Here is a 16,926-nt window from a genome sequence, read left to right on the forward strand (position 1 = left end):
TAGCGTTACACTAAACGCAAATCTACAGGTGTTGGCAATGAGCGGAAAGCGTTACTCCGAGGAATTCAAGATTGAGGCGGTCAAACAGGTCACGGAGCGTGGCTACAAAGTGACCGATGTGTGTCGGAGGCTGGGGATTACCTCGGCCAGTCTGCACAAATGGATCAAGCTGTACGGTGATGCTGGCAGTCAACATCAACAGATCAGTGAGCAGCAGGATGAGCTGCGCAAACTGAGAGCGGAGTTGCGGCGGGTCAGTGAGGAGCGCGACATACTAAAAAAGGCCGCGGTGAGTTCAACCGGTCAATGCAAATATGCTTTGCAGCTTTTCAGCAGGTGTCAGGTAGTCGAGTGTTTTCCTCGGCCGCTCATTCAGTTTCCTCGCAAACGCATCTAACTGCTCCTGAGAATAACCCGAGATATCAGTCTTTTTGGGGAAATACTGGCGCAATAGCCGATTTGTGTTTTCGTTGCTACCTCGTTGCCATGGGCTCTGTGGGTCACAGAAATATACCTGCATGTCGGTTGCCAACGTAAATGCCTTGTGGTTACCCAGCTCACCCCCTCGGTCCCAGGTCAGGCTTTTCTTAAGTTCCTCTGGGAGGCGGCCAACCTCTCGACAAAGTGCCGAAACAACGCTCGCCGTGTCTTTGCCTGCAACGTGTACCAGCATGGTAAAACGAGACTGCCGTTCGACAAGCGTTGCAATGTGCGAGTTCTTGGAACCGGATATCAGGTCGCCTTCCCAATGGCCTGGTATGGCCCTGTCTTCAACGTCTTTTGGTCGGGCACGGATAGATACTGCATCCGAGATGCTGGTGCGAGATTCCTCCTCTTCAGAGCTTCTGTGCCGTGACCTGCGCATACCGCGTCTTGAGCGAAGATGCTTAACAAGCTCTTTCTTCAGAACACCTCTGGCCTGAATAAAAAGACTCCGGTAAATCGTTTCGTGGGACACATGCATCGACCTATCATCCGGGAACTGACGCTTTAACCAGCCTGCTACTTGTTCCGGAGACCAGTCAAGACGGAGCTTTGTGGCGACGGCAATCCGAAGTGCCTCATTCAGTGCAAGCGAGCATTTCTTAGGTCTCTTTGACTGAGCCCAGGCACGCTGATCTGCCAGGTTCGCTCGGTACTCGCTTCTCCCACCGTTACGATGCACCTCGCGACTGACGGTTGATGTGGACCGTTCGATCAGCTCAGCAATTTGGCTCAAACTCAGGCCAGCTGAGAGGCCTCGTGAGATCTCCTCTCGCTCGGCAGTGCTGAGCACCCTGGCGGATCTCGACCGTCCAGATGGTGCAATACCTCCGTGGATCGCAAGCATTCCAGTGATCGACCCTGCATGTTTTCCCAGGGCCCTCCCAATCTCACTGAGCGACTGGCCTTTTTTCCACCTATCCCATAGCTCCTGCTTCTGCTGTGGAGTTAGCCCTCTGACTTTTGAAACATACTGCTGCATCCTGAAAGCTCCGGTGAACACCAACGTGCATTATGTTGCACTGACCGGTTGAATCTACCGCAGCGTTCTTTGCCAAAGAGTCCAAGTAAAGTATCGCTTCATCAGGGCTCACCAGAGTGAATTTCAAGTCCGTGTGATGTGCCGAGTGCTGGGAGTCCACTTCAGTGGTTTTTATGCCTGGCTGCATGAACCGGAAAGCCCTCGCGCCAAGGCCAACCGTCGCTTGGTGGGATTGATTAAGCAGGCCTGGCTCGAAAGTGGTGGCGTTTACGGTTACCGAAATATCACCCTGGATCTCAAAGACCTCGGCGAGAGATGCAGCAAAAATCGGGTGTACCGATTGATGAAGACGGAAGGTATTCGTGCTCAGCGCGGCTACAAACGTCACAAAGGCTATTACGGCGGAGAGCCCGCTCATGTCGCGCCCAATCATCTGGATCGCGATTTTGAGGCTCAGAAGCCAAACGAGCGATGGGTGACTGATATTACCTACATTCGGACTCACGAGGGCTTCTTGTATCTCGCCACAGTTCTGGACCTGTTCTCCCGGCAAATTGTGGGCTGGTCTATGAAGCCACGGATGTCGACGGACCTGATTATGGACGCCTTGCTGATGGCTTCCTGGAGGCGCAGACCGAAACAGGAGGTCCTGATTCACTCAGACCAAGGCTCGCAGTACACCAGCCGTGAATGGAGAGACTTCCTGAAAGACCACCAATTGAAACCCAGCATGAGCCGTCGCGGAAACTGTCACGACAATGCGGTTGCCGAAAGCTTCTTCTCGTTGCTCAAGAGTGAACGAGTGAAACGGAAAATATACAAGGATCGGGAAACAGCCCGGCAGGATATCTTCGATTACATTGAGATGTTCTATAACCCGGTTCGCCGGCACGGAAATAACGGTGGGCTGTCCCCCGTGGACTTCGAAAAGCAGTATTTCACAAAGCTGTCAGGTGTCTAGGATATCGGGGGCTTGCCACTACTGAGGGCGATAGGAATCTCGATGTTTCTTCCTTTAACCTTCTACCTTGAACCTTCTCAGCGTAGTGATAAACGAGTTAAGAAGCCTCGAATTATCATCCTTTCGGTATACACAGGACAGGTCGATGGTGGCCTCCTTAGGGAGATCTGAAATCTCTCGATAGACGACGCCGGGAAGCGAAAGAGTCGAACCCGATTGGGACACTAAGCACACTCCGAAGCCACTTGCGACCAAAGCGACGCCTGTTACTACATCACCAACCTCCTGCGTTATTTCTGGGGTAAAGCCAGCCGCATAACAAAGGGACATGACTTTATCTACCAGGTTAGGGCGGCCGCTGGATGAGAAAAGCACCATCGGATGATCTGCCAAATCTCGGAATCTGATAACTGGTTGAGTAGCCAAGGGACTATTGGCATTTACAGCTAGCAGAAGTCGCTCCTGATTTACCAATTCTGTTGTTATATCGGGCAGCGGTTTAAGCATCCGGTTGAATCCGAGAGTAATTCGGTGCTGCCTCAGGGCCTGGATTTGCTCTTCCTTTTCCATCGTGTGCAGAACCACTTTTACCTCGGGATAGTCCTGTTTGAATTGCAGGAGAATCCGGGGAATAGTATCTAGAACGCCGGAACCGAAAACCGCTACGTCAAGCCGACCGAGACGCCCTTGGCTTGCTCGTTGGGTTTTCTCTGAGGCCTGCTGCACCAGTGAAAAGATATTGCGGGCCTCTTGGGCGAGTAGTTCACCAGCTTCGGTTAGCTCCATGCCTTTTGGAGTGCGGTTGAACAGTTGAACGTCAAGCTCTTCTTCCAGTTGATGGATCTGCCTGGTCAGTGGCGGTTGGGAGATATGTAACTGAGCCGCGGCGCGTCCGAGATTCCGTTCTTCAGCAACCGCTAAGAAATATCGCAGTTTTCTCAGGTCCATACTGATACACCCTCCCCTAGATTATATTTAAAAGGTATCACAAAGCCTTCTAAATGGTATTAGACGGTATGTTGTGGCGTTTCTAGACTCAAGTCAATTGGGAACAAATTGTTCCAGAGTAGTTTTCTATTCCCTGACAAAAAGAAAACGGGAGCTATATGCCGCGGCAAACCTCGACAGGACCCACCATTATCATCGTCGGCGCGACGGGCGCATTTGGGCAAATCATCGCTGGGAGTCTTCTGGCCAAAGGATTAGATGTGTTGGCGGTCGCCCGCGACGCGTATGCTCTTGCTTCGTTGGCAGAGAAGTTTCCTGGACTGCGTACATGTGCCGCAGATGTCAGTTCTGATAGCTCAATTAAGGAGATTCGTGGAGCCCTTGTAGGTCCTGTTAAGGCTGTTGTTCACGGCCCTGGGGTCGGTGTCGCTGGAGGTATTACGCAAGCGGACATAGGGATTTTGATCGAGGCGGTAAACATCAAGGTTGGGGGGCTTTTGCGCGTGGTTCGGGCGTCGGAGGACCGAATGTTGGAAGGGAGTCGCATCATTGCCATCGCCGGACATTACGGCCTGGAACCTACAGCCTATGCCGCATCTGCAGGTGTCGCCAATGCCGCGCTTTTCAATGTGGTTCGTCAGTTGAGCTTGGGTTACGGAGAACGGGGCATTACCGCCCATACAATCGCTCCGGGGCCTGCTGAAACGGAACGACTGCGGAACGTTGCTGCGGCCCGTGCAGAGCGAGATGGAATCACCACGGATGAGGTCCTGGAGCGCATGCGCTCAGAATCTTCCATCGCTGCATTCACCACTCCTGAGCAGGTCGCTTGGGGGGTCTCGATGTTGCTTCAAGATGAAGCCAGTGCCATGACCGGGTCGACCTTGATGCTGGACGCCGGTCGCCGCCACGGTCTTCCATAGGGGGATATCATGCCAGTTGCCAAGTTTTATTCATCGGGTTGTGCTTTGGAAACGGAGGTAGTCAAAACGTTTCTTGATAGGGCTTCGGACCTTTACGCCCACATCCTTGAATGCCCGAAAGATCGTGTTCGTGTGTATTTCTTCCCGATTGATTCTGAATCCGTTGCCATTGAAGGAACGGTGCCCGGGCCTGCGTCCTTTTTCTTCGAGTTCATTGTGCTAGAGGGGCGCTCGTTGGAGCAGCGGCAGCAGATTGCACGGAGTTTCTGTGACCTAGTCGCATCGGTTTTTAATGTCGATGCCCAAAAAGTAAGGGGGCATTGTATTCGCGTCCAACCAGAGGATTGGTGTATTGGCGGGCAGTTCGCCAGCGATCTCCGCAAGAAAGAAATTGAGGCGAGAAAGAATCAACCTAAACGTTGATGTCCCCCACAACAGGCCCGGGAGGTCCTGTTTTGCCAAGGATGGCGTTTTTTGTTGTGCCCAGAGGTACTGCCATGAACCAAACAATCCAAAACTCTTTTGTTCAGCCGCACCTGAAACTTACTGAAACCGCAGTGATCGACCTACTTAATGCGGCTATTGCACAAGCCGATCAATTGGGCTTTCAAGCTGCCGTATCGGTGTATGACTCGTCGGGGCTTTTGCTGGGATTTCTCCGTATGCCTGGAGCCTTTCTGGTGTCCTCCGAGCTTTCCCAGCGCAAGGCCCGATGTGCCGCAGGTCTGGGTATTGATCCTGAGACTGTCGAAATGGTTTTGTCTGAGGAGGCTGCCCGTGTGCGGGATGGCCTACGGCGCAGTGCTGATTTCACACTGATTAGGGGCGGATTGCCGTTGTACTGGGAGGGATCCCTGGTCGGTGGCATCGGTGTTTCCGGCGGTACGGAAAGCCAGGACTTGGATTGCGTGACCGGTGCAATCGAGAGCGTTAAGGGTTTCCATTCTAGTCTGCAATCGGAATAGAGAATTGGGTATGTCAACGTTGGTGCTGTCCGCTGTGACAATCGCGGTCTCTTTGCTAGCTTTTCGGGCCTACCGTCGGGAACGAGAGTCCCGGGCTCTGGTGAATGATTTGTTGGCGCATTTCGCTGCCGGAGATTCGGGGAAAGGTCAGGCATTGCCAGACATGGTCAGCCAGTTGGCGGAAATCCTTCAGGATAAAATCCGTTCGGCCGGGGCCATTCACACGCTGTCCCGGGAATTGACTGTGTCCACTGGAACCCTCGTATCGGGATTCACTACTGTGGTAGGTCACAGTCATCGTCAGTCCTGGCGGGCTCAGAAAGACATTGCCGCGTTTGAAGTAATTGCTGAACAGATCCAGCGGATCGCCGAATTGGCGGAAGGCAGTGTCGGGGCGATGTCCCGGGTGTGTGCCAACGCCGAAAGCGGCGAGCAAAAAGTCCTTCAGGTTCGGGACCGGGTCACCCACCTCAAGGCATCGGCTGAAAGATCAGAACGGCAGTTTCAGGAGGTTCAGGAGCAACTCAGTCACATTGGTGGTATCGTGACCCTTATTGAGACGATTTCAACTCAGACCAACCTTTTGGCCATGAACGCAACGATTGAAGCCGCCCGAGCTGGTGAGGCTGGGCGTGGTTTTGCCGTGGTTGCTATCGAGGCTCTGCGTGCTGCCTTGTTCGATTACCGACGCATTCGAAACGAGGTTTTCGCCGGTGTGGAGGCGGGCGAGTTTGCCCGCGTGCGCGAGGTGGGGCCCTTCGTGTTCGGCCTGCCTATCAAACCGTAGAAGAGGCTTGCGAAGCCCTGTTGTCCAGTACCTGACTCTTCCTGTAACGATCTGCCATACCGGTTTTCAGGGTAAGCGAATGGCTCGGCTAGCTCATACTATAAAGGTATGGAAAAGGCTATTTGATAGTATTGGAAGGTAATTTAATGGGCGATTAACTTTGGAGATAGAGGCAGCTTTTTCAGGACTGTCACACCACAAAAACAAAACCTCTTTATACGAGGAGAATGAAATGGTCGATAAAAACAACCTTCAGCCAACTGGCACAACACACCGAGCCCCGCGCAGCCTAGGGCCATCGTTTGCCATTGCACTAATCGCGCTATGTGGGCCCGTAGAAGCGATGACAATCGACAGTGGTAATCGCGACATACGTATGAGCTGGAATAATACGCTCAAATACAGTGCCGCCTGGCGAGTGGAAGATCAGGATCCAAACGTCGCTGACAACAGCATTGGCGTTCAGGCGAACACCAACGATGGCGATCTGAATTTCGATAAAGGTTTGATATCAAACCGACTGGACCTGCTGTCAGAGTTCAACTTTAACTACAAGCGTCGTTATGGTTTCCGACTGAGTGGCGCGGCTTGGTATGACTCCGTTTACAACACCGAACACGATAATCCAGGAGCTTTAGGCGGCGCCCTCTATAACCCACGATCCGTGGATACCGATGAGTTCACCGATGAGACAGAAGAACTTCACGGGCGGGACGCAGAGCTTCTCGATGCATTTGCTTTTGGTAACTTCTATCTCGGTCGGAAAAGTCTGAACGTTAAGGCTGGCCGGTTTACTCAGCTCTACGGAGAAAGCCTGTTCTTTGGATCTAACGGCGTGGCTGCCGGGCAGACCTCGTTGGATCTGGTTAAAGCATTGTCTGTACCTAACTCCCGGTTCCAGGAAATTCTGCGACCAATAAACCAGTTCTCCGCCCAGCTACAGCTAAGCCCTGAAGTCTCTGTAGGCGCTTATTACCAGTTTGAGTGGCGAAAAACCCGGTTGCCGGCTTCCGGGAGCTACTTCAGTTTCGCCGACTTTGCGGGTGAAGGTGGCGAGACAATCATTCTAGGCCCCGGACAATCAGTATTTCGAGGGAGTGATCAGGAGGCCAGCGACAGTGGCCAGTTTGGTGCCCAGATCAAAGTAAAAGTGGGCGACTACGACCTCGGCTTCTACGCGGCTCAATATCACGACAAGATGCCTCAGTTCTATGTTCGACCTGGCGTGAACGTCCAACCGGGTAGTATTGGCGATTACCTCCTCACCTATGCGGAGGATATTAAAATGGTAGGCGCCAGCGTGAGCACGCTTATTGGCGAGGCAAACGTCGCGGCAGAAGTTTCATTTCGTGACGATATGCCATTGGTTGCATCGGGAAACACCGTAATTTTGCCGGGCAATACGACTGCGGATAATAGTGACAATCCTGCCTATCCGGTTGGTAAAACCTTCCATGCCAATCTCTCGATGATCAATGTTTTTAACGAGAGTGCGCTCTGGGATGGTGCTTCTTTGTTGGCCGAAATGGCGTTCAACCGTCGGCTGAGTATTTCAGAAAACCCTGATCAGCTGGATCCCAGCGCCACCCGTGATGCGACCGCTATCCAGTTCCTTTTTACCCCAGAGTACTTCCAAGTTGCCCCTGGGCTAGATCTGAAAACGCCCATTGGTGCCAGCTATGGAGTTGATGGCCGTTCATCAGTCAACGGTGCGCTCTTTCCGTCTGAGCGCGGTGGAAACCTGAGCTTTGGTATTACGGCCGATTACCAGAGAACCTGGCAGGCCGGGCTGAGCTACACCCATTACTACGGAGCAGCTGGCTCGATTATCAAATACGACACAGCTGTGCCGGAGCTTTCCTACGAGAACTTTAACGGTGATCGAGATTTCATCTCTCTCTCTGTTCAACGCACATTCTGATGATCAGTTACGCGCAGGTGTAACGAGGAGCTTGTCATGAAAAAAAACAACATTGTAAAAGTCATTGCAGCAACCCTGGCGTTAGGTGCTACAAGCGCATATTCGGCAGTCTCTGCGGAAAAGGCGGAGAGTCTCAAGAATGAGCTAACTCCAGTCGGAGCAGAGCGTGCGGGCAATGAAGATGGAAGTATTCCCGAATGGACAGGGGGTATCACAGAACCGCTTACCGGGCGTCACATGGGCGATATTCCTGCAGAAATTTTTGAGGATGAGAAGCCGCTTTATAAAGTCACCAGATCAAACTTGGCCGAGTACGAACATTTGCTTTCCGAAGGCGTTAAAGCACTGCTGGACAAGTATCCGGATACCTTTTATCTGAATGTTTATCCGACTCATCGTACTGGAGCCCATCCACAGTCGGTTTATGAAAACGCCTACGCCAATGCAACACGTTGTGAAACGGTTGATGAAGGCTATTCCCTGGAAGGTTGTGCTGGCGGAACCCCCTTTCCAATCCCGCAACGCGGCGTTGAAGTCATGTGGAACTTCTTGTTGAGGACAGAGGCGCCATCGATCGAGTACACCTTCAGGAACATCGTCGGCAACTCCGATGGCTCTCACACCTTGGCAACCCGGAATGAGATCTCCTTTCAGTATCCGCAGTTCTATGAGGGCGTTACACCGGAAAGCTGGAGTGGTGAATACGCCATGTTCCGTTTCAACACACTGGCGCCCCCTTTTAAAGCGGGCGAATCTTTGGTGATCCGGGACAGCATTGATCAGGACCAGTCCAGGCAGGCCTGGCAATACTTGGTTGGACAGCGGCGGGTTCGGCAGGCACCAACCGTTTCCTACGATACGCCAGACTTCGTTTCTTCAGGGGCTAACTATTTCGATGAAGTCCAGGGTCTCTTTGGCGCGCTTGATCGCTTTGATTGGAAGCTTGTAGGTAAGCAAGAAATGCTTATCCCATACAACAACAATGGTTTCATTGGCGCGAGTCTTGAGGAGGCGTATCTGGATTATCACGCCAATCCGGAGGAGGTCCGCTGGGAGCGTCATCGTGTCTGGGAAGTCGAGGCCACTGTTCGTGAAGGTATGCGCCATGCCGTTCCCAAGAGAACTTACTTTCTTGATGAGGACACTTGGCTGATTTCATTGGTTGATGGTTACGACTCTGAGGGCAACCTCTGGCGAGCGTCGATGACAACACCTTTCGTCGTTCCAACGGTGCCGGCCACGATGCTTAAAACAACACTGGTATTTAACCTCCAAGCAAACACTCTGAGCATTATTCAGGCATTGCAGGAAGAGTACCTGGATGTTGTGCCAACCAAACCCGAAACCCACTTTACGGGCGACGCCGTTGCCGCTGAAGCCATGCGCTGAGTCAACGATGCAGGCGCCCGCATTTGGGCGCCTGAATCAATGCTGCGTATTGTCTGTAGTTGATATCAGGTGAAATAACAATGAAGACAATAAGTTCACTGATTGCGCGTGCCCGGTTATCGGTGTTGGCAGCACTGTTGCTGGCGGGCGCTCCTCTTCATCTCTCAGCACAGGATATCAAAGAGGTATTACCTGATCTGACAGAAATGCCTGCGATTCACGTCAAAAATGCTGAGCACTCTGTTCAGCTGGCTGTTGCCAGAGCAGGAGACAGATTGGTCTCTGTCGGAGAGCAGGGCATCGTCCTGCTGTCTGATGACAACGGGCAAAGCTGGAATCAGGCCCAACGTGTTCCGGTAAGCGTGACACTAACGGATGTAGAGTTCGTTTCTGATACAGAAGGCTGGGCCGTGGGTCACTCGGGCGTGGTGTTGCGCACGGACACTGCTGGACAGCAATGGGAAAAAACAATGACTGGCCAGGAGGTTGCGGCGACCATCCAGAAGGCGCTTCAGACGTTGCCAGAGACGGAGCCCGGAATCACTGCTTTGAAGCGAAACGCCAGCTATTTGACTGGAGACGAGCCGATTCTGGATGTCCATTTTTCGGAAACGGGGCGAGAGGGTTGGCTGCTGGGAGCTTATGGCATTGCTCTCCACAGCAGAGATGCCGGCCAAACCTGGGAATCTGCGTTTTCGGAAACAGCTAACCCGAACTCCTATCACCTCTATCAATACGTAACTGCTCCGGGAAACAAATCCTTCATCGTTGGGGAGCGAGGGCTGACTTCCGGTTCCGTTAGTGGATCTGACGGATTTGAGGCATTGCCCATTGATTATCAGGGCACTTTCTTTGGCGGTATCAGCTCTGCGAATGGACAGGTCATTCTCTTTGGGTTGCGGGGGACTGTGTGGATTGGTGACAGGGGAGTTTGGTCGAGGATTCCTTCAGGCTCCCAGGCATCATTCAGTGCCGGAGTTGTAACCCCCAAAGGAATCGTTCTTGGGGATGTGACAGGTCGTTTGTTTCTCAAATCTCCTGAGAGCGAACAGTTTCGAGAGATGGCTCAAGCCTCGGATGCTGCTATTACCGATCTGATATTAAGTTCTGGCGGTGATTTGGTGATGTCTACTGCCAGAGGACTCAAGCGTCTGGAACTTGATAACACGGAGCTCAAATAGACTCATGAATATGCCCGCCGACAAGGCTAGTACCGACATCATTTGTCGGCTTGAAGATTTTGACACTCGCTCTGGCACTGTTGTTGAGAGACTGCTTTTCAATAACCGGATGCTGGTTGTTTTAATGTGTCTGGCAATTACCGTGTTTCTGGCCTTTCAAGCCCGCGACCTCACTATGAATGCAGCTTTCCAGAAAATGATTCCAACGAATCATCCCTTCATAGTGAACTATCTGGAAAACCGCAGTGAGTTGGCCGGTAGTGAAAACTCTTTGCGAATCGCAGTTGAGGCGCCAGAGGGAACGATCTTTGAAAAGGACTACCTCGAAACTCTACGGAAACTGAGTGAGGAAGTCTTTCTCCTCCCCGGCGTCGATCGGCCGTATATGAAGCATCTGTGGGCGCCCGCCGTACGCTGGTCTGGTGTAACGGAAGTGGGGCTTGATGGGGGGCCTGTAATACCTTCTGCTTATAATGGAACGGCCGAAAGTATTGATCAGGTCCGCCAGAATGTTGAGCGCTCGGGCGAGATTGGACAGCTGGTCGCAGAGGACTACCGATCCTCAGTTATTTTCGTGCCCCTTCAGGAAACCAATGTGGTCACCGGGGAGACAATCGATTATCACGAGCTTGGCCAACAGTTAGAGGAGTTTAGAGATAGGTACGAGGCACAAGGAGTAAACATACATATCACCGGCTTCGCCAAGGTGACTGGCGACCTTATCAGCGGCATGAAACAGGTCCTGATCTTTCTCGCCCTGACGATCGCCATATGCACTTTGGTACTGTTTTTCTATACCCGATGCTTGCGCAGTACGTTTCTGGTCGTTGGCTGCTCTATGGTGGCAGTCGTGTGGCTGTTGGGCTTGCTCAGTGTCTTGGGCTTTGGTCTGGATCCCTACTCCATTCTGGTCCCCTTCCTCGTGTTCGCGATTGGCATGAGTCATGGCGCCCAAAAAATGAATGGCATCATGCAAGACATCGGTCGTGGCACGCACCGTCTGGTGGCAGCCAGGCATACCTTCAGGCGCCTGTTTATTGCGGGACTTACGGCGCTGGTATCTGATGCTGTTGGCTTCGCGGTTCTGATGGTTATTGATATCCCGGTTATCCAGGACCTGGCGGTTACCGCGAGTATTGGCGTAGCTGCACTTATATTTACGAACCTTATTCTTTTGCCGATCCTACTCTCCTATACCGGTGTGAATACGAATGCCGCGGCACGGAGCGTTCAGGCGGATCTTGCAAACCTGAACGACAAGGACCACTCCAAGCACCCAGTCTGGGCGTTCTTGGACAGGTTTACTGAGCGGAGAGTGGCCGGGGTGACCATATTGGTGTTCGTGTTGCTTGGAGGTATGGGGCTGTTCGTTGGATCCAAGGTGAAGATAGGCGACACCGGCGTGGGAGCGCCGGAATTTCGGGCCAATTCACAATACAACCTTGATAACAAGTTCATGGTTACCAACTATGCGGCCAGCAGTGATGTGTATGTTGTTATGGTCAAGACAGAACAGTATGCATGTGCTCATTACGACACTCTCAGGGTCGTCGATGCGCTTGAGCGTCAGCTGAAGCAGCTTCCAGGCGTTGAATCCACCCAGTCGCTGGCCGGGCTCGCCAAGGTCGCTAATGTTGGGATGAACGAGGGCAGCATGAAATGGTGGGGTATTCCGAAGTCTCAGGGCATGCTGAACGCCATCGTTACCCGGGCCCCGAGGGAGATGTTCAACCAGGAATGCGATTTGCTGACTGTGTTCGCATACCTCAAGGATCATAAGGCCGATACCCTGAATGGCGTGGTGGAGGTAACCGAAGCGTTCTCGAAGAATTACAGCACGGACAAAATCCAGTTTCTCAATGCAGCGGGTAATGCGGGAATAGAAGCGGCCACCAACATTGTGGTTGAAAAAGCCAATCTACAGATGCTGGTATTGGTCTACGCTGCGGTTATTCTGTTGGCACTTGTTACTTTCCGTTCCTGGCGCGCGGTGGTCTGCGCCGTCGTTCCCCTGATGATTACTTCGGCACTGTGTCAGGCGCTGATGGTATGGATGGATATCGGGATCAAAGTCGCTACGTTGCCGGTAATAGCCCTAGGTGTGGGCATTGGTGTCGATTATGCTTTGTATATCCTTTCGGTTACATTGGCAAGGCTCAAAGCAGGTGAGTCATTGTCTGAAGCCTACTTCGGCGCCCTACTGTTTACCGGCAAGGTGGTAATTCTCACGGGTGTAACCCTCGGTGTGGCGGTGCTTACCTGGGCGTTCTCTCCTATCAAGTTCCAGGCAGACATGGGATTCCTACTGGCCTTTATGTTTATCTGGAATATGTTGGGTGCATTGATACTGCTGCCCGCTCTTGCCCGCTTTTTGTTGGTGCCGAGAGTGAAAGCGATGACAAGCTGAAATTGCCAGTATACATTGGCTTTGTTTCGAAAGGCTGAAGGGAGGTCGGTCGACTATTAGAATAAAACAAGCCCCGCCGGGTCCGTGAGGAGACAGGGAAGGTGGCGAGGATGAATGCTTGAGTTCCCAGGGGATACCATGCCAGCGCAAAAACTCATGGAGCAGTTCAACCTCCGGTCCCACCTTCGGTTCAATATTGAAGAAGGCAACATCTGGCTGGATGAGAATCGCATGTTACTGCTACATGCGTCGGCATTGGGTGCCCTGCGAAAAGAACTGATTCAGTCGCTGGGCATACAGCGTGCGAAGGCGCTGCTATTAAGAATGGGGTTTGAATCTGGACAGCGAGACGCTGAATTAGCTAGGAAGCTTACCGGCTCTGGCGAACCGTACGATGTGTTCCAGATTGGACCACAGCTACATGCCTTTGAGGGGCTGGTCAAGGCTACCATCACCGAGGCGGAAATCGACTGGGAGCGCGGATCCTTTTTGGGAGCAGTCGATTGGCAGGGTTCATGGGAGGCGGAGTCTCACATCCAAGCGTTTGGCGTAGGCGATGAAGCCGCATGCTGGACGCTTGCCGGTTACGCATCAGGTTACGTAACACGGTTCTTTAACCGGTTTGTTGTTTTTCGGGAAGAACAGTGCTTGTGTTGCGGTGATGATAAATGTTCGATTGTCGGCAAGCCTGCTGAAGAGTGGGAAGATCAGGAATACGTCAAGCTGTTCAAGCCCGACAATATCGATCGCGAAATCCGAGAGCTCCAGGACGAAGTGTCGTCGCTACGAGAGACTTTATGCCACCAGCGCGGTAGAGGTGATCTTGTTGGCGAGTCCCAGGCGTTCAGGAACGCCTTCAACCTTCTGGAACGTGCTGCGGACAGCCCGATTAATGTGCTTCTGCTGGGTGAAACCGGTGTCGGGAAAGAAGTTTTTGCGCACTGGCTGCACAAGCACAGTAGCCGGGCTGAAAATCCTTTTGTTGCTGTTAATTGTTCCGCCATTCCCCATGATTTGATCGAATCAGAATTATTCGGGGTCCGAAAAGGGGCGTTTACTGGAGCGGAGGAATCACGCCGAGGCCGGTTCGAACGCGCTGACGGCGGAACCTTATTTCTAGACGAAGTTGGCGATCTGTCGCCATCCGCTCAAGTGAAGTTGCTACGGGCCATCCAGACTGGAGAAGTCGAACGGTTAGGCGACGACAAAACAATCAAAGTCGATGTACGACTTGTCGCCGCAACTAACGTTAACCTTCAGGAGGCCATCGCTTCGGGCAAGTTCCGATCTGATCTTTATTATCGCTTGTCGACTTACCCGGTAAAGATACCCCCGTTAAGAGATCGAAAATCCGACATTCCTTTGTTGGCCGACGCGATGATCGCGAAATACGCTCCGGTATACTCCAAGACGGTCAAAGGCCTTTCTGACAAGGCGGCTCATGGTCTTATGGAATATGACTGGCCAGGAAATGTTCGTGAGCTTGAAAACCTGATTGAGCGAGGTGTTCTCCTGGTTCCTAACGGCGGGTTTATAGAGTTTGAACATGTCTTCGGTTCCGGACTTGAGTCCCATGATGAGGTGGCCGTAGGTCAAGAAGGGATCGTCAGTAGTCAGGCCTCGGAACAGGAGGTGCGTCTCGCTGAGAATCTTCTGGAAAACGGATTTGATCTTGGGCGGCACGAACTGATGTTGATGGAAATGGCAGTTCATAAAGCAGGTGGCAATCTTACCCACGCAGCGAAGCTGCTTGGCGTATCCCGACGGCAGCTGGCCTACCGATTAAAAAAACAGCCCTGAGAAAGCCCCGGAGAGCTAGAGGCCCCGGGTGTTGGCTCGAAAGTCAGACAGGAGCTTTCTGGGCACATCTTGCGTTTAAATATTCCGTTCCTCCTGATCCTCCGCATTCTGCTTTTTTCTTTGGATTCACTCCAATCTGTAACAGGTGCTATTGCGTTGAGGCACCGAAATATTCCTATGTCTGAAAATGCCGGGTTTGGCAGACCTGTTGCCGCTTTTTGGGTTGATTCGACCGTAGAGTATTGGCCTAACCGCTCCGCACGGATCCGGCTGTTCAAATTTGTAAGGCAGACTTGCAAGTTGTTCGAGAACGTAAGGCAAGACAAACGCTCACCTTCCTGGAGTACGTAATAAATCCATAAAAAACAGTGCCTTGAATACTTGGCACGAGCGGTGCATTTGCAAGGTGGAAGGCACACTTTGTGTGATGGCCTGAGTCGGGGCCATTCAAGGCCCGACAGCAATAAACAAAAACAAGATGACATCAAAATTCCCCGCCCTGTACGTCAGGGCCCGTGATGTCACCAAACGAACTGGCCCAGTGCCAGAGGTTGAGGTGCAGCAAATGACAGAAGACAGTTATCCGGCAGATATCACGCCAGCCCAGTTGGATACCGAGCGCCGTTATGTCCGGATCACCGGCGAGCGCTCGGGTGGTTTCGTCGAGTTCGATTTTGCCATGGGCGAGCCAGAGCTATTTGTCGAAATGATCCTTTCACGACCCGCGTTTGAGGAATTCTGTGAAATGAACCAGGTGCAGACCATGGGTCCTGCTGAGGATTCAGGACCAGAAGACCGAATGGCGGACTTTGCCTGGAACCTTCGGGATGCCACCGGCAAGCGCTTCAAGTAGTGCCTGATCACTCTCATGACATCAAAACAGCGGAGGATAACAAAAAATGCAGATTGACCTGAGAACCGTCAATATTGAACCGGTCAGAAAGACCTTTGACCACCTGGCCCGCAGGTTCGGGGATAAACCAGCGTCGCGTTACCAGGAGGGTAGTTACGATATTCAGGCGGCGGAGAATCTCCACTATCGCCCGACCTGGGATCCTGAACAAGAGCTCTATGACCCCAATCTTTCCCGTATTCGGATGAAAGACTGGTATGACCTCAAAGACCCTAGGCAGTTCTACTACAGCACTTACACGCTTGCCCGCTCCCGTCAGCAGGAAAACATGGAGGCCAATTTTGCTTTCGTGGAAGCGCGGGGCCTTCAGGACATGCTTCCTGAGGATATCAAAGACAAGGCGCTGAACCTTCTGGTGCCGCTTCGTCACGCTGCCTGGGGGGCAAATCAGAACAACACCCTAGTTTGTGGCTATGGCTTTGGTGTCGTGTTCACTCAGCCTTGCATGTACCACGCGATGGATAATCTAGGTATTTCGCAGTACCTCTCACGCATTGGTTTGCTGCTGGGCGGTACAGATGCCCTGGAGCAGGGCAAGGACACCTGGATGAACGACAGCAACTGGCAATCGCTGCGTCGCTACGTCGAGGACACCATGGCAATCCGCGATCCGTTCGAGGTGTTTGTCGCGCAGAACGTGGTTCTGGATGGGTTGCTGTACCCGATCGTTTATGAGCGCCTAGTGGATAACTACCTCGCTTCACAGGGTGGTCAGGCCGTGGCCATGCTGACCCAGTTCATGACCAACTGGTTCACCGAATCGAAAAAGTGGACCACTGGGGTGCTGAAAGTTGCCGCCGCGGAATCCCCGGAGAATGCACAGGTTTTAACCGAGTGGGTCAACCATTGGAGCGACAGAGCTGTGTCCGCATTGCTTCCGATTGTTAATTCGGTTCTGGATGAGCGCGTGGATGAGATGGTGTCCGAAGAATTGGACGCCTTCCGAGTCCGCATCACCAAAACCGGTATCGCTTTGTAAGGAGAGGTCATGTCCACCGTTTTTATTGCGTTTCAAACCAACGAAGAGACACGCCCCATTATCGAGGCGATCGAACTGGATAACCCGAATGCAACAGTCCACCAGGAGCCCGCGATGGTGAAGATTGATGCACCGGATGAGCTGATCATCCGCCGGGAAACCATCGAAGATCAAATAGGGCGGGAGTACGACTTGCAGGAGTTGCAAGTAAACCTGATCACCATGTCTGGTCATCTTAATGAAGATGAAGACACGTTTACCCTGAGCTGGAAATAACGCCGAGGATA

Annotated in this window: 14 protein-coding genes and 2 pseudogenes; 14 read left to right on the top strand and 2 right to left on the bottom strand. The window is 52.5% G+C overall.

Annotated features, from left to right (window positions below; translation table 11 throughout):
* Positions 1-37: 37 nt before the first annotated feature.
* Positions 38-283: pseudogene (locus tag R1T46_RS04165) on the top strand (transposase); the annotation flags it as partial.
* A gap of 12 nt (positions 284-295) precedes the next feature.
* On the opposite strand, the gene R1T46_RS04170 reads toward R1T46_RS04165, so the two are convergent.
* Positions 296-1,465 carry an IS30 family transposase gene (locus R1T46_RS04170; protein WP_317307067.1) on the bottom strand — a complete coding sequence of 390 codons (1,170 nt, stop codon included), beginning with the start codon at positions 1,463-1,465 and terminating at the stop codon, positions 296-298.
* 58 nt (positions 1,466-1,523) lie between these two features.
* Between R1T46_RS04170 and R1T46_RS04175 the strand changes: the two are divergent.
* A pseudogene (locus R1T46_RS04175) lies at positions 1,524-2,426 on the top strand (IS3 family transposase); the annotation flags it as partial.
* Positions 2,427-2,480: 54 nt separating this feature from the next.
* On the opposite strand, the gene R1T46_RS04180 reads toward R1T46_RS04175, so the two are convergent.
* Complete coding sequence (locus tag R1T46_RS04180) at positions 2,481-3,374, bottom strand: LysR substrate-binding domain-containing protein (protein ID WP_317307435.1); 894 nt, start codon at positions 3,372-3,374, stop codon at positions 2,481-2,483.
* Between the two features lie 158 nt (positions 3,375-3,532).
* Between R1T46_RS04180 and R1T46_RS04185 the strand changes: the two genes are divergently transcribed.
* The 12 genes from R1T46_RS04185 (at position 3,533) to R1T46_RS04240 (ending at position 16,915) form a co-directional block, all read left to right on the top strand.
* On the top strand, positions 3,533-4,297 hold the full coding sequence (locus R1T46_RS04185) for an SDR family NAD(P)-dependent oxidoreductase (protein ID WP_317307436.1): 765 nt from the start codon (positions 3,533-3,535) through the stop codon (positions 4,295-4,297).
* A gap of 9 nt (positions 4,298-4,306) precedes the next feature.
* Complete coding sequence (locus R1T46_RS04190) at positions 4,307-4,720, top strand: tautomerase family protein (protein WP_202346530.1); 414 nt, start codon at positions 4,307-4,309, stop codon at positions 4,718-4,720.
* A gap of 74 nt (positions 4,721-4,794) precedes the next feature.
* A complete protein-coding gene (locus tag R1T46_RS04195; RefSeq protein ID WP_317307437.1) occupies positions 4,795-5,262 on the top strand; it encodes a heme-binding protein in 468 nt (155 codons plus the stop codon).
* A gap of 10 nt (positions 5,263-5,272) precedes the next feature.
* Positions 5,273-6,049: a methyl-accepting chemotaxis protein gene (locus tag R1T46_RS04200; RefSeq protein ID WP_317307438.1), complete on the top strand. Its 777-nt coding sequence runs from the start codon at positions 5,273-5,275 to the stop codon at positions 6,047-6,049.
* A gap of 232 nt (positions 6,050-6,281) precedes the next feature.
* Positions 6,282-7,970, top strand: coding sequence for a DUF1302 domain-containing protein (locus tag R1T46_RS04205; RefSeq protein WP_317307439.1), 1,689 nt, complete (start codon positions 6,282-6,284; stop codon positions 7,968-7,970).
* Positions 7,971-8,006: 36 nt separating this feature from the next.
* Entirely contained in the window at positions 8,007-9,359 is a 1,353-nt protein-coding gene (locus R1T46_RS04210; RefSeq protein ID WP_317307440.1) for a DUF1329 domain-containing protein, read from the top strand.
* Positions 9,360-9,439: 80 nt separating this feature from the next.
* On the top strand, positions 9,440-10,540 hold the full coding sequence (locus R1T46_RS04215) for a YCF48-related protein (protein WP_317307441.1): 1,101 nt from the start codon (positions 9,440-9,442) through the stop codon (positions 10,538-10,540).
* Positions 10,541-10,550: 10 nt separating this feature from the next.
* Complete coding sequence (locus tag R1T46_RS04220) at positions 10,551-12,947, top strand: efflux RND transporter permease subunit (RefSeq protein ID WP_317308258.1); 2,397 nt, start codon at positions 10,551-10,553, stop codon at positions 12,945-12,947.
* A 138-nt stretch (positions 12,948-13,085) separates the two neighbouring features.
* Positions 13,086-14,747: a sigma 54-interacting transcriptional regulator gene (locus R1T46_RS04225; RefSeq protein ID WP_317307442.1), complete on the top strand. Its 1,662-nt coding sequence runs from the start codon at positions 13,086-13,088 to the stop codon at positions 14,745-14,747.
* A gap of 565 nt (positions 14,748-15,312) precedes the next feature.
* Complete coding sequence (locus tag R1T46_RS04230) at positions 15,313-15,600, top strand: phenol hydroxylase subunit (protein WP_317307443.1); 288 nt, start codon at positions 15,313-15,315, stop codon at positions 15,598-15,600.
* A gap of 46 nt (positions 15,601-15,646) precedes the next feature.
* Positions 15,647-16,639: an aromatic/alkene monooxygenase hydroxylase subunit beta gene (locus R1T46_RS04235; RefSeq protein WP_317307444.1), complete on the top strand. Its 993-nt coding sequence runs from the start codon at positions 15,647-15,649 to the stop codon at positions 16,637-16,639.
* A 9-nt stretch (positions 16,640-16,648) separates the two neighbouring features.
* A complete protein-coding gene (locus tag R1T46_RS04240) occupies positions 16,649-16,915 on the top strand; it encodes an MmoB/DmpM family protein (protein WP_202348810.1) in 267 nt (88 codons plus the stop codon).
* Positions 16,916-16,926: the final 11 nt, after the last annotated feature.

It is taken from the genome of Marinobacter salarius (genome assembly GCF_032922745.1).
Taxonomy (GTDB): Bacteria; Pseudomonadota; Gammaproteobacteria; order Pseudomonadales; family Oleiphilaceae; genus Marinobacter.